Raw genomic sequence first — 15,921 nt, forward strand, 5'->3', positions numbered from 1 at the left:
GCCGGTCGTCCGCACGACGCGACAGCGCCCCGCGCCTCACTTCCAGGCGACTCTACCGGCGGCTGATCACAAGTCGACGCAGCTCGAGCGGTGCCGCGGTGAGCTGCGACGGTGTCAGAGGCTGATACCCAGCAGTGCGTCGACGGCGGTGCGGACCAGGGTGGGGGCTTCGGTGTCGGTGCCGCCGTAGGCGATGGCCTGTTCGGCCCAGTTGTCGATCGTGTCGAGGGCTTTCGGGGTGTCGAGGTCGTCGGCCAGGTGCTGACGCAACCGGGCGATGGTGTCGGTGGCCGAAGGGCCCGCGGTCAGCGACACCGCTTCACGCCAGCGGTCCAAGCGGCGCTGGGCGGCGGTGAGGACCTCGTCGGTCCACATGCGGTCGGAGCGGTAGTGCCCGGCGAGCAGGCCGAGGCGGATCGCGGCGGGGTCGACCCCGGAGCGGCGCAGCTTCGACACGAGCACGAGGTTGCCTTTGGACTTCGACATCTTCTCGCCGTCGAGGCCGATCAGCCCGGCGTGCACGTAATGGCGGGCGAAGCGGCGGGCGCCGGTGATCGCCTCGGCGTGTGCGGCGGAGTATTCATGGTGGGGGTACATCAGGTCCGAGCCGCCGCCCTGGATGTCGAACTCGGCGCCGAGGCGGTTGAGCGCGATCGCCGCACACTCGATGTGCCAGCCGGGGCGGCCAGCCCCGAAGGGCGCCTGCCACGACGGCTCGCCGGGGCGTTCGGCCCGCCACAGCAGGGCGTCGATGGTGTCGCGCTTGCCTGCCCGGTCGGGGTCGCCGCCGCGTTCGGCGAACAGCGTCTCCATCGTCGCGCGGTCGTACCCGGATTCGTAGCCGAACTGTTCGGTGGCGTCGGTGCGGAAGTAGATGTCGGGGTACTCGGCGTCGTCGACGATGTAGGCGGCGCCGGCGGCGAGCAGCTTCTGCACCAGCTCCACCACCTCCTCGACCGATTCGATGGCGCCGATGTAGTGCCGCGGCGGCAGTACCTGCAGGGCGGTCATGTCCTCACGGAACAGGTCGATCTCGCGGCTGCCGAGGTCGCGCCAGTCGATGCCGTCGCGGTCGGCGCGTTCGAACAGCGGGTCGTCGACGTCGGTGACGTTCTGCACGTAGTGCACGTCGTGGCCCGCGTCGCGCAAGATCCGGTTGACCAGGTCGAACGTCAGATAGGTCGCCGCGTGACCCAGGTGGGTGGCGTCATAGGGGGTGATGCCGCAGACGTACATCTTCGCGGTCTCGCCGGGGGTGACCGGGCGGATCTGACGATCGGCGGTGTCGTACAAACGCAACGGCGGCCCTGTTCCGGGGACGGTCGGCAGGGAGATATCGGACCAGGACTGCATGTCTTCGAGGGTAGAGCCCCCGCGGATGTGCTCGGCTCGCGGCCCGGCCCATGGGGTTGCTCGCGGTGTCGCGGCACGGCCCGCTACCTGCACACAAACGTGTTGCGGCGCCCGCGTCAAGGTTTGCGCTCAGGCAGATCCCCTGGTCACAGGGGTAACGGGTCGAATCGGGCGTGTCGTGCCCATTGTGCGTTCCGACCTGGGTGAACGGTTGCCATCGCGATCATTGTCACAGTCCGCAACTACCTGAACTTCCCTATTGATACTTATCTGCACGTTCGTTTACGGTCATTTTATGACGGATCGTCTCTATTCGGTCGAGCAGGTTGCCGAACTTCTCGGACTGCATGTCCGCACCGTGCGCAGCTATGTGCGCGACGGCAAACTGCCCGCCGCCCGCATCGGCAAGCAGTACCGCATCACCCACGAGGACCTCGAGGCGTTCACCGGGCTGCCGATCACCACGCCGCAGACAGCGCCGCGTCGCCATGCCGAGTCCTCCTGCATCGTCGATATCGACGACATCGACCGCGCCACCGTCGACCGGATCACCACACTGCTCACCGCGACCGCCGGAACCCGAGGTGCGGGCGGTCAGCGCATGCGCGTGGAAACCAGCTACGACCCGGCCCGCAATCGCCTCACAGTGATTCTGCTCGGCAGCCTCGCCGACAGTTCCCGCCTCCTCGACTACCTGGACGGAATCCTCACCTCATGATCTACAAATCCGACGAAGGCCGAGAGCTCATCCACCGGCGCTACCGCGAGCACCTCGACGCCTGGCCGGTCCCGCGCGAGGAACGGCGGATCGACACCGAGGTCGGAGAAACGTTCGTCGTGGTCTCCGGACCCGTCGACGCCCCGCCGCTGCTGGTGCTGCACGGCTCAGGAGCCAATGCGAGCACCTGGCGCGCCGACATCGCCGACTGGTCGAGAAGTTTCCGCGTGTACGCGGTGGATCTGCCCGGCGAACCAGGATTCAGCGTCCCTACCCGGCTGTCACTGGACAGCGACGCGACCGCGAGCTGGCTCGACGAGGTGATCGACGCACTCGGCCTCGACACCGTGGCGCTGGTGGGTATGTCACTGGGCGGGTGGACCGCACTCGATTTCGTGCTGCGCAGGCCGGGTCGGGTCACCACGCTGGTGCTGCTGTGCCCCGGTGGACTGGGCAAACATCGGTACGGCTGGCTGGTGAAGGCGATCGGCCTGCGGATGATCGGCAGGCACAGCGCGCGCGACATGGCCCGCGCCGGTCTGGGTCTCGCCGGTCCGGAAGCGGACCCGATCATCGACGACATCGAGCTGACATTCGCCCATTTCGTGCCGCGCCCAGTCAATGTGCCTATTTTCCGCGACGAACAACTACGCAAGGTGGACATCCCGGTCCTGGTAATCGTCGGCGAACGCGATGCCCTGTTCGATTCGGCGCGTACCGCCGAACGTGCCCGCGGCGCCTTCACGCGAGGCGAGGTGCGTGTGCTGCCCGGGGTCGGACACGCACTGCTGAATCAGACTGCGGCGGTGGGCGAATTCGTGCTGACCCACGCAGGATGAGCTTCGGTGCCACCGCTCCCCGACGTGCGGCGACACCGAACAGATCACATCAGAGTTCGCGGCACTGCATCTGCGCCGCGTCCGGGCCGAGCTGCTGCGTCGCGTAGTACGCCGCACCGACCTCGTTGCCCGCCTTCACCGTAACGTCGGGCAGCGGCGCGCCGACCTGGTTGGTGGAGGAACACACGTAGGTCTTCTCAGACCACCACCCGGCGGGGAACGCCTGCGCGGGCGCGGCAACAGCAGCGGCAGCACCGGTGAGCAGCAACGCGGCAGCGGAGGCGGTGACAATAGAACGGGTCGACATAGGTTTCCTCAGATCTCACGGGGACAACGAAAGTGCTTGGAGCACACTAGCACCGGGGCTGACCAGGCAACAGAGCCCCGGCATCCCCGAAAAGACCTCGGTGGTGGCGCCGGCTCAGTCGACGAGGTAGCGCAGCAGCACCGCGGTCTCGAAGCGCCTGGTCTCGACCAGGCGGAGCCTGATGCGCTTGTCCAGCAACGGGAACATCGGTGTGCCGCCGCCGAGCACCACGGGCGAGACGAACACCTGATACTCGTCGATGAGACCGTGTGGCATCAGCGAGGCCGCCAGGCTCGCGCCGCCGACCTCCATGACGCCGTCACCGCCTGCCTTGAGCCTGCGGACCTCCTCGACCGCGTTCGCACTGACCAGGGTGCTGTTCCACTCGACCTCGGTCAGTGTCCGGGAGAAGACGACCTTGGGCTTGTTCGTCCAGAACTCGCCGAATTCGCGCTGGATGGGCGGTGCGTCCTCGGGCACGTGCGGCCAGTACTCGGCCATCAGCTCATACAGCCGACGACCGTTCAACGCGACTTCGAGCCCGCCGAACCTGTCGTTGTGGAACTGGTGCAGCTCCTCGTCCGGATCGGTCCAGTCGATGCGGCCCTCGCGGTCGTTGACGTAGCCGTCCAGGGATACGCCGAATCCGTAGATCAGTTTCCTCATGACCGTGTAGACCTCCTCCGCGCTCGAAACTCATCGGTGGGCTGACGTGCTGTCAGAAAGCGGGCCAGGGAATCGGTCGCGAGGAGTTGGGCACCGGCATCACCGGGTGTTCGAGCAGGGCTTTCGCGCGTTCGGTGAGCGCGGTGATCTCGGCGTCGGTGATGTGGACGGCCAGCGAATCAGCGACGGCGCCGGGCAGATTCGCGGCGAAGGTGGAGATATCGGTGATCAGCGACTCGTGCACCGGGCGCCCCGCCCAACCCCACAGCACGGTGCGCAGCTTCGGTTCGGTGTGCAGGCAGATGCCGTGGTCGACGCCGTAGACCTGACCGTCGATACCTTCCAGCGCGTGCCCGCCTTTGCGATCGGCGTTGTTGAGCAACAGATCCAGCACCGCCATCCGTTGCAGACGCGGATCGTCGGCGTGGATGAGCGAGACCTCGTTGCCCTGCTCGTCGAGGGCGCGCAGTACCTCACAGAATCCCTCGGGCACGGTTCCGGGCGTACACAGGTCGACCAGGTCCAGGCGCTGACGGGCGTCGGTGCGGTTGTCGACCGAGGTGACCCAGCGTTGCACCATGCCCGGCCCCAAAGGCCCCTCGCGCAGCACCGTTTCGGGGATCACACCCCAGCCGAGGTGCTCGGAGATCAGATACGACGCCACTTCGCGCCCGGCCAGGGTGCCGTCGGGGAAGTCCCACAGCGGTCGTTCACCGCGTACCGGCTTGTACACCACCCGCAGCGGGGCACCGTCGGGTTCGGGTGCGGCGATCTCACAGACCAGCGTGAGATTGCTGGCCACGCCGATCCGGCCGACGATGTCGAGATCCCCTTCGGTGAGTACCGGCACGCCGGGATCACTCCTCTTCGAGTTCGGCGGCGCCGAAGATCTCGCCGCGCTTGTACCCGTTGGTGCGCACACACATGTGCCCGCGCGAGGACAGTGGTTCCCCGCACAGCGGGCACGGTGGGCGCCCGGCCGCGATCACCCGCGCCGACCGCAACGCGAACTCCCGCGCTTGGATGGGGGTCAGGAACACGCGCACCGCGTCGGGTCCTTCGTCGGTGTCGTCGAGCACCACCGATTCGTCGACCTCGGTCTCGGTGATCGCGAGCAACTCGACCACCACGGCGTTGGCGTCGGAATCCCAGCCCAGACCCATGGTGCCGACCCGGAATTCGGTGTCGATGGGGGTGACCAGCGGCGCGACATCGCGCACGTCCTCACCTTCGGGCGGCACCTCGGCGCCGAAGCGGCGCGCTACCTCGTCGAGCAGCAGACCCATCCGGTCGGCGAGCACCTTCACCTGCTGCTTCTCGAGCAGCACACTCACCACCAACGGCTCCTGCACGGCCTGCAGGTAGAACGAACGATCGCCCGGTTCACCGACGGTCCCGGCGACGAAACGATCGGGGGTGCGAAATACATGGATTGCGCGTGACACATGCACCTCCTGATACGTGACCCTGATCGACACTCACGAACACACTCCTCTAAGGAGAATCGCGGTGCCCCGCATTCCCATTATCCGCGTTCGCGGCCGTCGGCACCTCTCCACCGGGTGTCGGTGTCGTCGGTGCGGCCGCGGCCAGCGCGGAAAGATCGGCGCCGGTGTCGTTGAACTTCCACACCGACGGCCCGTGCGTGCCGTAGCGGACGACGCTGATCGAGGCCGGTTCCACCGCGATCCGCTGAAAGCTGTCCAGATGCAGGCCCAATGCGTCGGCCAGGATCGATTTGATGACGTCGCCGTGCGCGCACGCCACCCACAGCACATCCCGGCCCGCCTTCTCGGCCAGCGTGCGTTCGATATCGCGGACTCCGGCGACCGCACGCTGCTGGACCTGGGCCAGGCCTTCCCCACCGGGGAACACCGCGCCCGAGGCGTGACCCTGCACGACCCGCCACAGCGGTTCGTTGAGAAGTTCGGCGATCGGGCGTCCGGTCCAGTCGCCGTAGTCGACCTCGATGAGTCGTTCGTCGTGCTCGGGTTCGAGACCGAGTTTCTCGGCCAGCGGCGCCACGGTGCGCTGACAGCGCAACAGCGGTGAGCTGGCGATGTGTTCGATCGGCAGCATCGCGAGCCGGTCGGCCACCGCGGCGGCCTGTTCGGTGCCGCGCTCGGTGAGTTCGACGCCGGGTGCGCGCCCCGCGAGGGTGCGCGCGGTGTTGGAGGTCGACACTCCGTGCCGGAGCAGGATCACCGTCATGGGACCAGCCTAATGGGCGCAGTCGCGAAGCGGTCGTCGGTCATTTCGCGCATGGCCGGAGCGAATGCGGAGGTACGCCTAACCATGGGTCGATGTCTGGATCAGGTCGCGGAGACGACGCCGGTGGCCAGCAGGCCCAGCATCGTGACGCCGAGGATGATCCGGTAGCCGACGAACCAGTAGAACGAATGCTTGCCGACGAACTTCAACAGCCACGCCACCGAGGCATAGCCGACGATGAACGCTACGACGGTGGCAACCAGCAACTGCGGCCCACTGGCATTGAGGCCCTCACCGGCCGGTTCGAACGCGTCGGGCAGGCTGAACAGGCCCGATGCGGTCACCGCGGGGATGGCCAGCAGGAACGAGAACCGCACGGCCGCTTCACGCTCGAGGCCGAGGAACAGACCCGCGGTCGAGGTGGCGCCGGAGCGGGAGACGCCGGGGACCAACGCCAGACACTGCGCCAGGCCCATCACGATGCCGTCTTTGGTCGTGAGTTGGCTCAGCGGCCGAGCCTTGCTGCCGAAATGCTCACCCGCGGCGATCACGAGCGCGAACGCGACCAGCATGAACGACACCAACCACAGGTTGCGCGCCCCTGTGCGGATCTCGTCCTTGAACAGGAAGCCCAACACCCCGATCGGGATGGTGGCGATGATCACGTACCAGCCGATGCGGTAGTCGAGTTCGCGCTGGGTGTCGCGTTCGTGGGCGTCGCGGGCACTGCGGTCCATCACCGGCAGCTTCGTGGTGACCCGGTCTCCCACCGCGACCTCGCGTTGGGACCGTTCGCGCCAACGCATCCCGAGCGTGGTGAACCAGGCGACGACGATGCGCTGGATGTCTTTGGCGAAATACACCAGCACCGCTGCCTCGGTGCCGAGCTGGGTGACCGCGGTGAACGACGCGCCCGCGTCGTCGCCGAAGAACACGCCCGACACGATGCGCAGGTGCGCCGAGGACGAGATCGGCAGGAACTCGGTGAGTCCCTGCACTAATCCGAGTACCAATGCCTGGAACCAGGTCATCGCCTCGCCCACCACGTCCTCCTGCTGACTCGCGCCCGAAAGACCGCGTCCTCCTGGGCTTTTGCTACATATCCGGCCGTAACGGCCACGATCTCGCAGCGACCCTACCTGTCGACGCCCTCGGTCGTCGCCCGCCGGTCGCCGAGATCGGGTTCTGCCGCGCCGCGGCACGGGTCGCCGAGTGAGGTTGCGGAGGCGCGCACATTAGGCTGTCGCCGTGACGAATGCGCGGGCGCGGTGATGGAACAGCGAACGGTGGGACGCAGCGGACTTCGGGTGTCGCGAATCGGGTTGGCGACCCATACCTGGGGGACACATACCGATGCCGACGAGGCATCGGTGCAGTTGGCGGCGTTCACCGAGGCCGGTGGCACGCTCGTCGACATCTCGCCCGTCTACGGCGAGGGGGCGGCGCAGCGGATCCTGGCGGATCTGCTCGGCGACTTGGTCTCGCGTGACGAATTGGTCCTCAGTGGCAGCGCGGGGGTGGTGATGCACGCACCCGGCGCCGGGGTCGGCGACTCGGTGCCCGCGCCCGCGGCGGTGGGCCCGGTGGTCGACTCGTCGCGGCGCACCCTGCTCAAACAACTCGACCGCACCCTGCTCGAACTGGGCACCGACCATCTCGACATCTGGAGCATCGCCGCCTGGGATCCGTACACGCCGCTCGACGAGGTCGCGGCCACTCTCGACACCGCGGTGCGGACCGGCCGTACCCGGTACGCGGGTGTGCGCGGGTTCGCGGCGTGGCAGTTGGCCAGTCTGGCCGCGATCGCGCCGATCACGGCCGCGCAGACACCGTACTCGCTGCTCGCGCGTGGTACCGAGAACGATGTGATTCCCGCCGCTCGCCATCACGGGGTGGGCGTCATCGCGTCGGCGCCGTTGGCCGGTGGGATCCTGACCGGCAAGTATCGCGACGGTGTTCCCGCGGATTCGCGGGGCGCCGACGAGGCGACCGCGGCCGAGATCCGGCGCAGGCTCGACGACGATCGCGCGACCAGAGTGGTCGACGCGCTGGTCACCGCCGCCGACGGGCTCGGCACGTCGCCGTTGGCGGTGGCGCTGGCCTGGATCCGTGATCGGCCCGGCATCACGAGCATGATCGTGGGTGCCCGCGATATCGGTCAGCTCACCGGAGTGCTGGCCGCCGAAACCCTGGAGTTGCCGCGCGCGATCGCGGCGGCATTGGACGATGTGAGCGCCCGTTCCGAATGATGGCTAGCCTTACCTATATGAAACTGCGTGGTGTGTTGACGGCGATGCTCGCGGCGACGGTGCTGACCGGCGCCGTCGCTTGCACCGCGAGCAATCCTGCATCGACTGCCAATTCCGGTGGACCGGTGACCGCTCAGCTCGCTGACCTGGACCCCGTCCCGATCGGGCCCGCACCGACGCCGCGCTTGCCGGTGACGGTGAAGTCCTATGACGGCAGCGACGTGACGATCGCCGATACCTCGCGCATCATCGCCGTCGACCGGTACGGCACCCTCGCCCAAACCGTGTGGGCACTGGGTCTTGGCGCGAACCTCGTCGGCCGCAGCACCTCCGCCTCGTTCCCCGCCATCGCGGCCGTACCCAATGTGGCAGGCGGCAACGGCAGCCTCAGCATCGAAGCGGTCCTGAATCTGCGCCCGTCGGTGTTCCTCACCGATACGACCAGCGCCGCCCCCGCCGTGCGTGAGCAGTTGCGGGCCGCCGGGGTGACCGTGGTCTACTTCGACCCCGATCGCAGCATGGCCGGTGTCGTCCCGCAGATCGAGTCGGTGGCCACCGCGCTGGGTGTTCCCGAGGCGGGCAAGCAACTCGGCGCGCGCACCGCCGACGAGATCGCTGTCGCGACAGCCCGCGTGCCGAAGCAGGATCCGCAGCCCAAGATCGCCTTCCTCTACCTACGCAGCGCCGCGATCACCATGATGGCGGGCCGCGGGTCGGGCGCCGATTCGCTGATCACCGCGATCGGTGGCGTCGACGCGGGCACCGCCTCCGGGGTGAACGAGCCGTTCGTGTCCATCACCAGCGAGGCGATGATCGCCGCCGCCCCCGATGTGCTGCTGGTGATGTCGGACGGGCTGAAATCGGTGGGAGGCCTCGACGGGCTGGAGAAGGTGCCCGGCATCGCCCAGACGCCGGCGGGCCGCAACCGGCGCGTGGTCGACATGTCCGACGCGGTGATCCTCAGCTTCGGCCCCAACACCGGCCGCGTCGTCGCGGCACTGTCCGATGCCGTCTACGGCAAATCGGCATGAGCGATGCGCCCGACCTGACCAAGTCCGCGGACACCCCGCGGATCACCGACGCCACCCCCGATCCCCTGCCGCCCACAACGCACCGGGGCACGCGCGTGACAGTCGTGTTCGCTGTCGCGCTGCTCGCCCTGATCGTGCTGGCCGTGGTCTCGGCCGTGCTCGGACAGGTCCCCACGACGGCCGCCGAGGTGCTGGGCAGTGTGGCCCACCGGATCGGCCTCGATATCGGGCCGATGCCCGCGCATCCGGCCGGTGAGGTGACGCTGTGGGAGGTGCGGTTCCCCCGGGTGGCCCTGGCCGTCCTGGTCGGAGCTTCGTTGGCGACGGCCGGTGCCCTGCTACAAGGAGTATTCGCCAATCCGCTCGCCGAACCCGGCGTGATCGGGGTGTCGGCGGGTGCCGCGGTCGGGGCGGGCACCGTCATCGTGGTCGGTGGCGCGTTCGTCGCCTCGTGGTCGGTGGCGGCCGCGGCCTTCGTCGCGGGATTGATCACCACCGCGCTGGTCTATGTGCTGTCGAGGTCGGGCGGGCGCACCGAGGTGGTGACCCTGATCCTCACCGGTGTCGCGATCAACGCCTTCGCCGGCGGGTTGATCGCGCTGCTGTTGTTCGTCGCCAGCCCCGCCGCGCGGGATCAGATCGTGTTCTGGCAGCTCGGCAGCCTCAACGGCGCCACCTGGCAGTCGGTGGCGGTGGTGGCGGTGCTGGCATCGTTCGGCATCCTGGCCGCGATCCTCATCGCACCACGCCTGGATCTGCTCGCCCTCGGTGATTCCGCGGCCCGTCACCTCGGCGTCGACGTGGAGCGGTTGCGCAGGCAGGTGATCGTGGTGGTCGCCGTGCTCACCGCGGCGGGTGTGGCGTTCAGCGGCATCATCTTGTTCGTGGGTTTGATCGTGCCGCACCTGGTACGCATGATGGTCGGCCCCGGCCACCGGGTGCTCGTGCCGCTCAGCGCGATCGTGGGCGCGGTGATGCTGCTCGGTGCCGACGTCGTGGCCCGCACGCTGGTCCATAACGCCGACCTGCCACTGGGCATGCTCACCTCCCTGATCGGCGGCCCGTTCTTCTTCTGGCTGCTGCGCCGCACCCGCGCCCGGGCAGGAGGCTGGGGATGACCGAGATCGACACCGCCGACACCGCACTGCACCGCCGGGCATCCTGGCGTTCGCTGTTCGCCCGAACCCCTGACGTGCCCGCACGCCCCGAACTCGGCACCGTCACCTTGCGTGCCAGCGGGCTCACCGTCCGTCGCGGCACGCGTACCGTCCTCGAAGCTGTCGACTTCCAGGTCGCGGCAGGAGAGATCGTCGCGCTCGTCGGCCCGAACGGTGCGGGCAAGTCCAGCCTGCTCGCCGCTCTCGCCGGGGAACTCGAACCCAGTGCGGGCACCGTGAAGCTCGAAGGCCACGCGCTCTCACACTGGACCCCCGCCGACATGGCCCGTCGACGCGCGGTCCTGCCCCAATCCCACGCCGTCGGATTCCCTTTCACCGCCCGCGAGGTCGTCGCCATGGGTCGGGCCCCGTGGCTGCACACCCCTGCCGCCGACAACGACGACGCACTCGTCACCGCGGCACTGGCCGCGACCGATGTCACCCACCTCGCCACGCGCGTCTTCCCGTCGCTGTCGGGCGGCGAGCGCGCCCGTGTAGCCCTGGCTCGCGTCCTGGCCCAGGACACCGCCACCCTGTTGCTGGACGAACCGACCGCTGCCCTCGACCTCGGCCATCAGGAGGCCGTCCTTCGCCTGGCCGCCACCCGCGCCGCCGAAGGCGCCGCCGTGGTCGTCGTGGTCCACGACCTCGGCGTGGCCGCCGCCTACGCCGACCGCGTCACTGTCTTGGACGAGGGCCGCGTCGCCGCCGACGGCCGCCCCCGCGAGATCCTCACCCGCGAACTACTCACCACCGTCTACCAGCACCCCGTCGACGTCTTCGATCACCCGACCACCGGCGCCCAACTAGTCCTGCCCGACCGCGGCCGCGACTGACGCACCCCCGGCGTCCTGATCGAGCGCGGCCGCGGCAGGGAAAGGCGGTGTCCTCACCTGACCGACTGGGACCCACCGACCCCGGTCGAAGCCGCACACACGGGTCCTGCACCGGACCACGGTCGCCGGGCGGTTCGTGCCCGGTCGACAAACGCACCCGGTAGCGACAGTGACCTTCCACAGTCGCGAGCCGAGGGCAACAAAGACAGCGGCGTGTCTCCTACTATCGGTCGCGGCGCCACCCCGTTCGACCAGTTGCTCGGGCTGCTACGAAGTTTATTGTCCCGCAGAGGAATTGACATGCCGCCCGCAGAGCAGAGCTTGCCCAACCTGAGCCGCCGACAACTGCTGGCAACCGCCGCCGCGGCCACCACGCTGAGCGCACTGAGCCTGGGCCGCGCGTCCGCCGGACCGGCGGATGACGCCGACGTCATCGTCGTCGGTGCCGGACTCGCCGGGCTGGTGGCGACGTCGGAGCTGGTCGCCGCCGGTCGGCGCGTACTGCTAGTGGATCAAGAGCCAGAGACCGGTCTCGGTGGTCAGGCGTTCTGGTCGCTGGGCGGGTTGTTCTTCATCGACTCCCTCGAACAGCGGATCGCCGGGGTCCGCGATTCGCTCGAATTGGCGCGACGCGACTGGTTCAACACCGCCGGTTTCGACCGCGGGCCCGACGACCCGCTCGGCGAAGACTATTGGGGCGCACGCTGGGCCGAGGCCTACCTGCAGTTCGCGGCCGGGGAGAAGCAATCGTGGCTGGCAGGGCTCGGGATGCGCTGGGTCCCTTACGTGGGGTGGGCCGAGCGCGGCGACAGGAGTCCGAACGGACCGGGCAATTCGGTCCCGCGTTTCCATCTGACCCTGGGGACCGGTCCCGGTGTCATGGAACCGTTCGAGAAACTCGTGCGCGACGCGCAGTCCCGCGGCGCGGTCTCGTTCCGGTTCCGCCATCAGGTCGACGGGCTCATCACCACCGGTAATGCCGTCACCGGCGTCCACGGCAGCGTGCTCGAACCCAGCGACGCGGCCCGCGGCACACCCAGTTCCCGCACCGAGATCGGCGAGTTCGAGCTGCACGCCCCGATGGTGATCGTCACCTCCGGCGGCATCGGCGCCAACCACGATCTCGTCCGCCGCAACTGGCCGACCCGCCTCGGCGCACCGCCCGCCCGCATGATCACCGGCGTACCCGCCCACGTCGACGGCCGCATGCTCGCGATCAGCGAAGCGGCCGGCGCCCGGCTGGTCAATCGTGATCGGATGTGGCACTACACCGAAGGGCTCATCAACCACACGCCCATCTGGCCCGACCACGGCATCCGCGTGCTCGCCTCCCCCTCCTCGATGTGGTTCGACGCCACCGGCCGCCGCTTTCCCTCCCCCGGTATCCCCAGCTACGACACACTCGGCACGCTGGAACTGATCATGCGATCGGGCTACGACTACTCCTGGTTCGTGCTGAACAAAAGGATCATCGACAAAGAGTTCGTGCTCTCCGGATCCGAACAGAATCCCGAACTCACCCGCAAAGACATCCCCGGCTACCTCCTCAGCCGCCTGACCAACAGCACCCCCCTGCCGACCGAAGCCTTCATCGACCACGGCCCGGACTTCGTGACCGCCAACGCATTACCCGAGCTCGTCGCGGGCATGAACCGGCTCACCGGCTCGGACCTGATCAACATCGACGACCTGCACGCGCAGATCTCCCTGCGCGACGAGCAGGTCGACAACCCGAACAGCACCGACCCCCAGATCATCGGCATCCGAAATTCCCTCGCCTACATCGGCGATGCCCTGGTCCGCACTACCCCGCTGCATCGAATCCTCGACCCCGCAGCGGGTCCCCTCATCGCGATCCGGATGAACATCCTCACCCGAAAAACCCTCGGCGGCTTGCAAACCGATCTCTCCGGCCGCGTCCTCGACGCCACCGGCAATCGCATCACCGGGCTCTACGCCGCGGGTGAGGTCGCGGGCTTCGGTGGCGGCGGTGTCCACGGCTACCGCGCGCTGGAAGGCACCTTTCTCGGCGGCTGCCTGTTCTCCGGCAGGCAAACCGGCCGTGCCGCCGCCCAGGAAAGCGCGTGATGCCTCAGTTATCGGCGCCTTCCTCGGGCAGCAGATTCTTCTGGTCGAGGACATACAGCAAGATCAACGCTGGGACGACGATCACCACCAACGCCACAGTGGCGACCAGTAACGCCGTCAATGTCCCGCTGGGCGCGGCCGCCTCGTCCACGGTGGTGGTCTCCGGCAAGAGATAGGGCCATTGCGCGACGCCCCAGGCAAGAATCAGGGCGATGAGCGTGACGGCGGAGGTCGCGCGCCCGAACCGGTCGTCGCGGAGGTAGACGAGTACCAGCGATGCCGCGCCGGCCACCATGGACACGATCACGAACGGCAGTGCACGAGAGGTGAGTCCGTCGAACAGGTGGTCCGCCGAGTGGGCGAGAACCGGAATCGCTGCCGCGGCGACGATTCCGGCCACCACCGCCGACCCGAGTGCGCGGCGGCGGAAGTATGTCGTCATCTCCTCGTCGCCGAGGCGATGGGCGTCGCAGGTGAGACGTACGGCCGCCAGCCAGGCGAAGACGACGACGGCGAGCACCCCGCCGAGTATCGAGACCGGGTTGATCCAACTCGTGACGGGATCCCCGGCCTTGCCGCCGGGCGGTACCCGTCCGCTGACGATCGCCCCGACCACGGCCCCGAAGCAGAAAGGCACGAGCACCGAGGACAAGGCGAACGCCGCGCCGAAGCGGCGCTGGTCTCGCGTGCGCAGCACGGCCTTTCGGAAGGCGAAGCTCGCTCCGCGCGCCACGATGCCGAGCGCGGCGAGGGTCAGCGGCACGAACAGGGTCAGGGTGATCGACGCGTACACGGTCGGGAACGCGGTCCACAGCACCACGAAACAGAAGATCAGCCACACATGGTTGGCCTCCCACACCGGTCCGATCGCCCGGTCGATCGTGGCCCGTGGCCGCTCGCCGCGGATCGCACCGCCGGCGACCAGGTCCCAGAATCCGGCGCCGAAGTCCGCCCCCGCGAACAGGGCGTACGCCGTGATCGCGGCGAACAGGACAACCGCCACCGCATCGGTCATTCGATCGGCCCTTTCGCCGGCACGAGGTCCTGCGGGTTGGGGCCGTAGGGCACGTCGTCCTCCGCGAAACCGGTGGGTCCGTCGCGGGCCTCGCTCTCGCGGAATCGTCTGCTCATTCCGTGCAGCACCAGGATCGTCGTCACGCCGAGGCCGAGATAGAGCACGAACACCGCGATGAAGGTGATCCATACGCCGGTGTTGCCGGTCGCGGCGTCTTCGACCTTCATGTAGTTGTAGACGATCCAGGGTTGGCGCCCGACCTCGGTGACGATCCACCCGGCTTCCATGGTGATCACCGACAGCACACCGCAGCAGGCGGCGACTCGCAGGAACCATCGGCTGCGAGGCATGTCGCGCCGAAACACCCAGGCGGCGGCGTACCAGACGGCGATCAGGAAGAGCAGCGTGCCGAGTCCGACCATGATGTCCCAGGACAGGTGCACGATGTTGGCCTGGGAGACCGTCACGCGATCGGCTTCCGGGAAACTGTCCAGGCCCTGCACGACAGTGGCCTTGCCGGAGGACGGGTCCGACAGCCACGACGCCAGGCCGGGTATCGGTATCCCGCCTTCCACGGTGCCGTCCTCATTGAGGTGGCCGAGCAGAGTCTCGGGCACGTCGCTGCTGGTGGTGGGAACGAGTTCGATGGCGGCGAACTTCGCGGGCTGATTGTTGTATACCCACCGGGCCAGCGAGTCCCCGACTGCCATCTGCGGGACGATCGCGGCGCACGCGACCGTGAACGCGATCAGGAATCCCATGCGGTGGTAGCGGTCTCGCCGCCCCCGCAGCATGCCCACCGCGTAGACCGATGCGACGAGGAAGCCGCCGACGACGTACGCGGCGAGGATCATGTGCGCCGACTGCAACGGCATCGACTTGTTGAAGATGACACCGAGCGGGTCGACCTCGACGACGGCGCCGGACGAGTCGAGTGTGAATCCCGACGGTGCGTTCATCCACGCGTTCGCGGCGACGACGGATGCGCTGCCGAGAATGCCGGCCAGCACGATCGGAATGCCGGTGAAGAAATGGGTCCACGGTTTCAGACGCCGCCACCCATAGATGTAGATGGTCAGAAAGATCGCTTCGGTGAAGAAGAACAACCCCTCGAAGGCGAACGGCACCCCGAACGCCTCGCCCCACTTGCCCATGAAACGCGGCCAGAGCAAACCGAATTCGAAGCTCAGCACTGTGCCGGTGACCGCGCCGACGGCGAAGGTGACGGCCATGTATTTCGACCAGCGTTGAGCGAGCAGTAACGCGTCGGCGTCATCGTGCTTCACAGCTCTGTAGTTCGCGATCAACGTCATGAATCCCCACGCCACACCCAACGGAACCAGGATGATGTGGAACGCCAGCGTGAACGCCATCTGCGAACGCGCCCACGGCACCGGATTCACCTCCGGCATCGACAACAACACCTGTGCGGTGCTCATGACACCACCGGG

The 15,921-nt window shown here is 68.0% G+C and carries 16 protein-coding genes; 7 read left to right on the plus strand and 9 right to left on the minus strand.

Annotated elements, in window-relative coordinates:
• Positions 1 to 114: 114 nt before the first annotated feature.
• Positions 115 to 1,353, minus strand: a complete 1,239-nt coding sequence (gene mshC / locus ASD42_RS22470) for a cysteine--1-D-myo-inosityl 2-amino-2-deoxy-alpha-D-glucopyranoside ligase (RefSeq protein ID WP_056819943.1) — start codon at positions 1,351 to 1,353, stop codon at positions 115 to 117.
• Positions 1,354 to 1,648: 295 nt separating this feature from the next.
• On the opposite strand from mshC, the gene ASD42_RS22475 reads away from it, so the two are divergent.
• Both ASD42_RS22475 and ASD42_RS22480 read left to right on the plus strand, forming a co-directional pair.
• Complete coding sequence (locus tag ASD42_RS22475; protein WP_056819947.1) at positions 1,649 to 2,071, plus strand: helix-turn-helix domain-containing protein; 423 nt, start codon at positions 1,649 to 1,651, stop codon at positions 2,069 to 2,071.
• On the plus strand, positions 2,068 to 2,910 hold the full coding sequence (locus ASD42_RS22480) for an alpha/beta fold hydrolase (RefSeq protein WP_056819950.1): 843 nt from the start codon (positions 2,068 to 2,070) through the stop codon (positions 2,908 to 2,910). Before ASD42_RS22475 ends, ASD42_RS22480 begins: the two co-directional genes overlap by 4 nt.
• Positions 2,911 to 2,959: 49 nt before the next feature.
• On the opposite strand, the gene ASD42_RS22485 is transcribed toward ASD42_RS22480, so the two are convergent.
• From ASD42_RS22485 to ASD42_RS22510, 6 genes are all read right to left on the minus strand, one after another.
• Positions 2,960 to 3,217 (minus strand): hypothetical protein, encoded by a 258-nt coding sequence (locus ASD42_RS22485; RefSeq protein WP_056819953.1) that lies wholly within the window; start codon positions 3,215 to 3,217, stop codon positions 2,960 to 2,962.
• Between the two features lie 114 nt (positions 3,218 to 3,331).
• Positions 3,332 to 3,883: a dihydrofolate reductase family protein gene (locus tag ASD42_RS22490; RefSeq protein ID WP_056819955.1), complete on the minus strand. Its 552-nt coding sequence runs from the start codon at positions 3,881 to 3,883 to the stop codon at positions 3,332 to 3,334.
• A 52-nt stretch (positions 3,884 to 3,935) separates the two neighbouring features.
• Entirely contained in the window at positions 3,936 to 4,733 is a 798-nt protein-coding gene (locus tag ASD42_RS22495; protein ID WP_056819956.1) for an SCO1664 family protein, read from the minus strand.
• Positions 4,734 to 4,740: 7 nt separating this feature from the next.
• A complete protein-coding gene (locus tag ASD42_RS22500; RefSeq protein WP_056820470.1) occupies positions 4,741 to 5,328 on the minus strand; it encodes a DUF3090 domain-containing protein in 588 nt (195 codons plus the stop codon).
• Between the two features lie 49 nt (positions 5,329 to 5,377).
• Positions 5,378 to 6,094 carry a histidine phosphatase family protein gene (locus ASD42_RS22505; protein ID WP_056819959.1) on the minus strand — a complete coding sequence of 239 codons (717 nt, stop codon included), beginning with the start codon at positions 6,092 to 6,094 and terminating at the stop codon, positions 5,378 to 5,380.
• A gap of 101 nt (positions 6,095 to 6,195) precedes the next feature.
• Positions 6,196 to 7,137: an undecaprenyl-diphosphate phosphatase gene (locus tag ASD42_RS22510; protein WP_174555333.1), complete on the minus strand. Its 942-nt coding sequence runs from the start codon at positions 7,135 to 7,137 to the stop codon at positions 6,196 to 6,198.
• A gap of 228 nt (positions 7,138 to 7,365) precedes the next feature.
• Here ASD42_RS22510 and ASD42_RS22515 point away from each other — a divergent pair, with 228 nt between their 5' ends.
• The 5 genes from ASD42_RS22515 to ASD42_RS22535 all read left to right on the plus strand — a co-directional run bounded on the left by ASD42_RS22515 (position 7,366) and on the right by ASD42_RS22535 (position 13,455).
• Positions 7,366 to 8,343 carry an aldo/keto reductase gene (locus ASD42_RS22515; protein ID WP_056819960.1) on the plus strand — a complete coding sequence of 326 codons (978 nt, stop codon included), beginning with the start codon at positions 7,366 to 7,368 and terminating at the stop codon, positions 8,341 to 8,343.
• 17 nt (positions 8,344 to 8,360) lie between these two features.
• Positions 8,361 to 9,374, plus strand: a complete 1,014-nt coding sequence (locus tag ASD42_RS22520) for a heme/hemin ABC transporter substrate-binding protein (RefSeq protein ID WP_156677539.1) — start codon at positions 8,361 to 8,363, stop codon at positions 9,372 to 9,374.
• Positions 9,371 to 10,492 (plus strand): FecCD family ABC transporter permease, encoded by a 1,122-nt coding sequence (locus ASD42_RS22525; RefSeq protein WP_174551924.1) that lies wholly within the window; start codon positions 9,371 to 9,373, stop codon positions 10,490 to 10,492. Before ASD42_RS22520 ends, ASD42_RS22525 begins: the two co-directional genes overlap by 4 nt.
• Entirely contained in the window at positions 10,489 to 11,367 is an 879-nt protein-coding gene (locus ASD42_RS22530; protein ID WP_056819965.1) for a heme ABC transporter ATP-binding protein, read from the plus strand. Before ASD42_RS22525 ends, ASD42_RS22530 begins: the two co-directional genes overlap by 4 nt.
• 300 nt (positions 11,368 to 11,667) lie before the next feature.
• Positions 11,668 to 13,455 (plus strand): FAD-binding dehydrogenase, encoded by a 1,788-nt coding sequence (locus tag ASD42_RS22535; RefSeq protein WP_056819969.1) that lies wholly within the window; start codon positions 11,668 to 11,670, stop codon positions 13,453 to 13,455.
• Between the two features lie 4 nt (positions 13,456 to 13,459).
• On the opposite strand, the gene ASD42_RS22540 is transcribed toward ASD42_RS22535, so the two are convergent.
• On the minus strand, positions 13,460 to 14,470 hold the full coding sequence (locus ASD42_RS22540; protein ID WP_056819971.1) for a cytochrome d ubiquinol oxidase subunit II: 1,011 nt from the start codon (positions 14,468 to 14,470) through the stop codon (positions 13,460 to 13,462).
• Entirely contained in the window at positions 14,467 to 15,909 is a 1,443-nt protein-coding gene (locus tag ASD42_RS22545) for a cytochrome ubiquinol oxidase subunit I (RefSeq protein ID WP_056819974.1), read from the minus strand. Before ASD42_RS22545 ends, ASD42_RS22540 begins: the two co-directional genes overlap by 4 nt.
• Positions 15,910 to 15,921 lie beyond the last annotated feature (12 nt).

Source organism: Nocardia sp. Root136 (assembly GCF_001427185.1).
Taxonomy (GTDB): Bacteria; Actinomycetota; Actinomycetes; order Mycobacteriales; family Mycobacteriaceae; genus Nocardia; species Nocardia salmonicida.

Excerpts from the sequence above, each read along its gene's own strand:
- ASD42_RS22475 (WP_056819947.1), top strand. The coding sequence starts at position 1,649 with ATGACGGATCGTCTCTATTCGGTCGAGCAGGTTGCCGAACTTCTCGGA.
- ASD42_RS22535 (WP_056819969.1), top strand. The coding sequence starts at position 11,668 with ATGCCGCCCGCAGAGCAGAGCTTGCCCAACCTGAGCCGCCGACAACTG.
- ASD42_RS22530 (WP_056819965.1), top strand. The coding sequence starts at position 10,489 with ATGACCGAGATCGACACCGCCGACACCGCACTGCACCGCCGGGCATCC.
- ASD42_RS22480 (WP_056819950.1), top strand. The coding sequence starts at position 2,068 with ATGATCTACAAATCCGACGAAGGCCGAGAGCTCATCCACCGGCGCTAC.
- ASD42_RS22490 (WP_056819955.1), bottom strand. The coding sequence starts at position 3,883 with ATGAGGAAACTGATCTACGGATTCGGCGTATCCCTGGACGGCTACGTC.
- ASD42_RS22505 (WP_056819959.1), bottom strand. The coding sequence starts at position 6,094 with ATGACGGTGATCCTGCTCCGGCACGGAGTGTCGACCTCCAACACCGCG.
- ASD42_RS22540 (WP_056819971.1), bottom strand. The coding sequence starts at position 14,470 with ATGACCGATGCGGTGGCGGTTGTCCTGTTCGCCGCGATCACGGCGTAC.
- mshC (WP_056819943.1), bottom strand. The coding sequence starts at position 1,353 with ATGCAGTCCTGGTCCGATATCTCCCTGCCGACCGTCCCCGGAACAGGG.
- ASD42_RS22485 (WP_056819953.1), bottom strand. The coding sequence starts at position 3,217 with ATGTCGACCCGTTCTATTGTCACCGCCTCCGCTGCCGCGTTGCTGCTC.
- ASD42_RS22520 (WP_156677539.1), top strand. The coding sequence starts at position 8,361 with ATGAAACTGCGTGGTGTGTTGACGGCGATGCTCGCGGCGACGGTGCTG.
- ASD42_RS22525 (WP_174551924.1), top strand. The coding sequence starts at position 9,371 with ATGAGCGATGCGCCCGACCTGACCAAGTCCGCGGACACCCCGCGGATC.
- ASD42_RS22545 (WP_056819974.1), bottom strand. The coding sequence starts at position 15,909 with ATGAGCACCGCACAGGTGTTGTTGTCGATGCCGGAGGTGAATCCGGTG.
- ASD42_RS22515 (WP_056819960.1), top strand. The coding sequence starts at position 7,366 with ATGGAACAGCGAACGGTGGGACGCAGCGGACTTCGGGTGTCGCGAATC.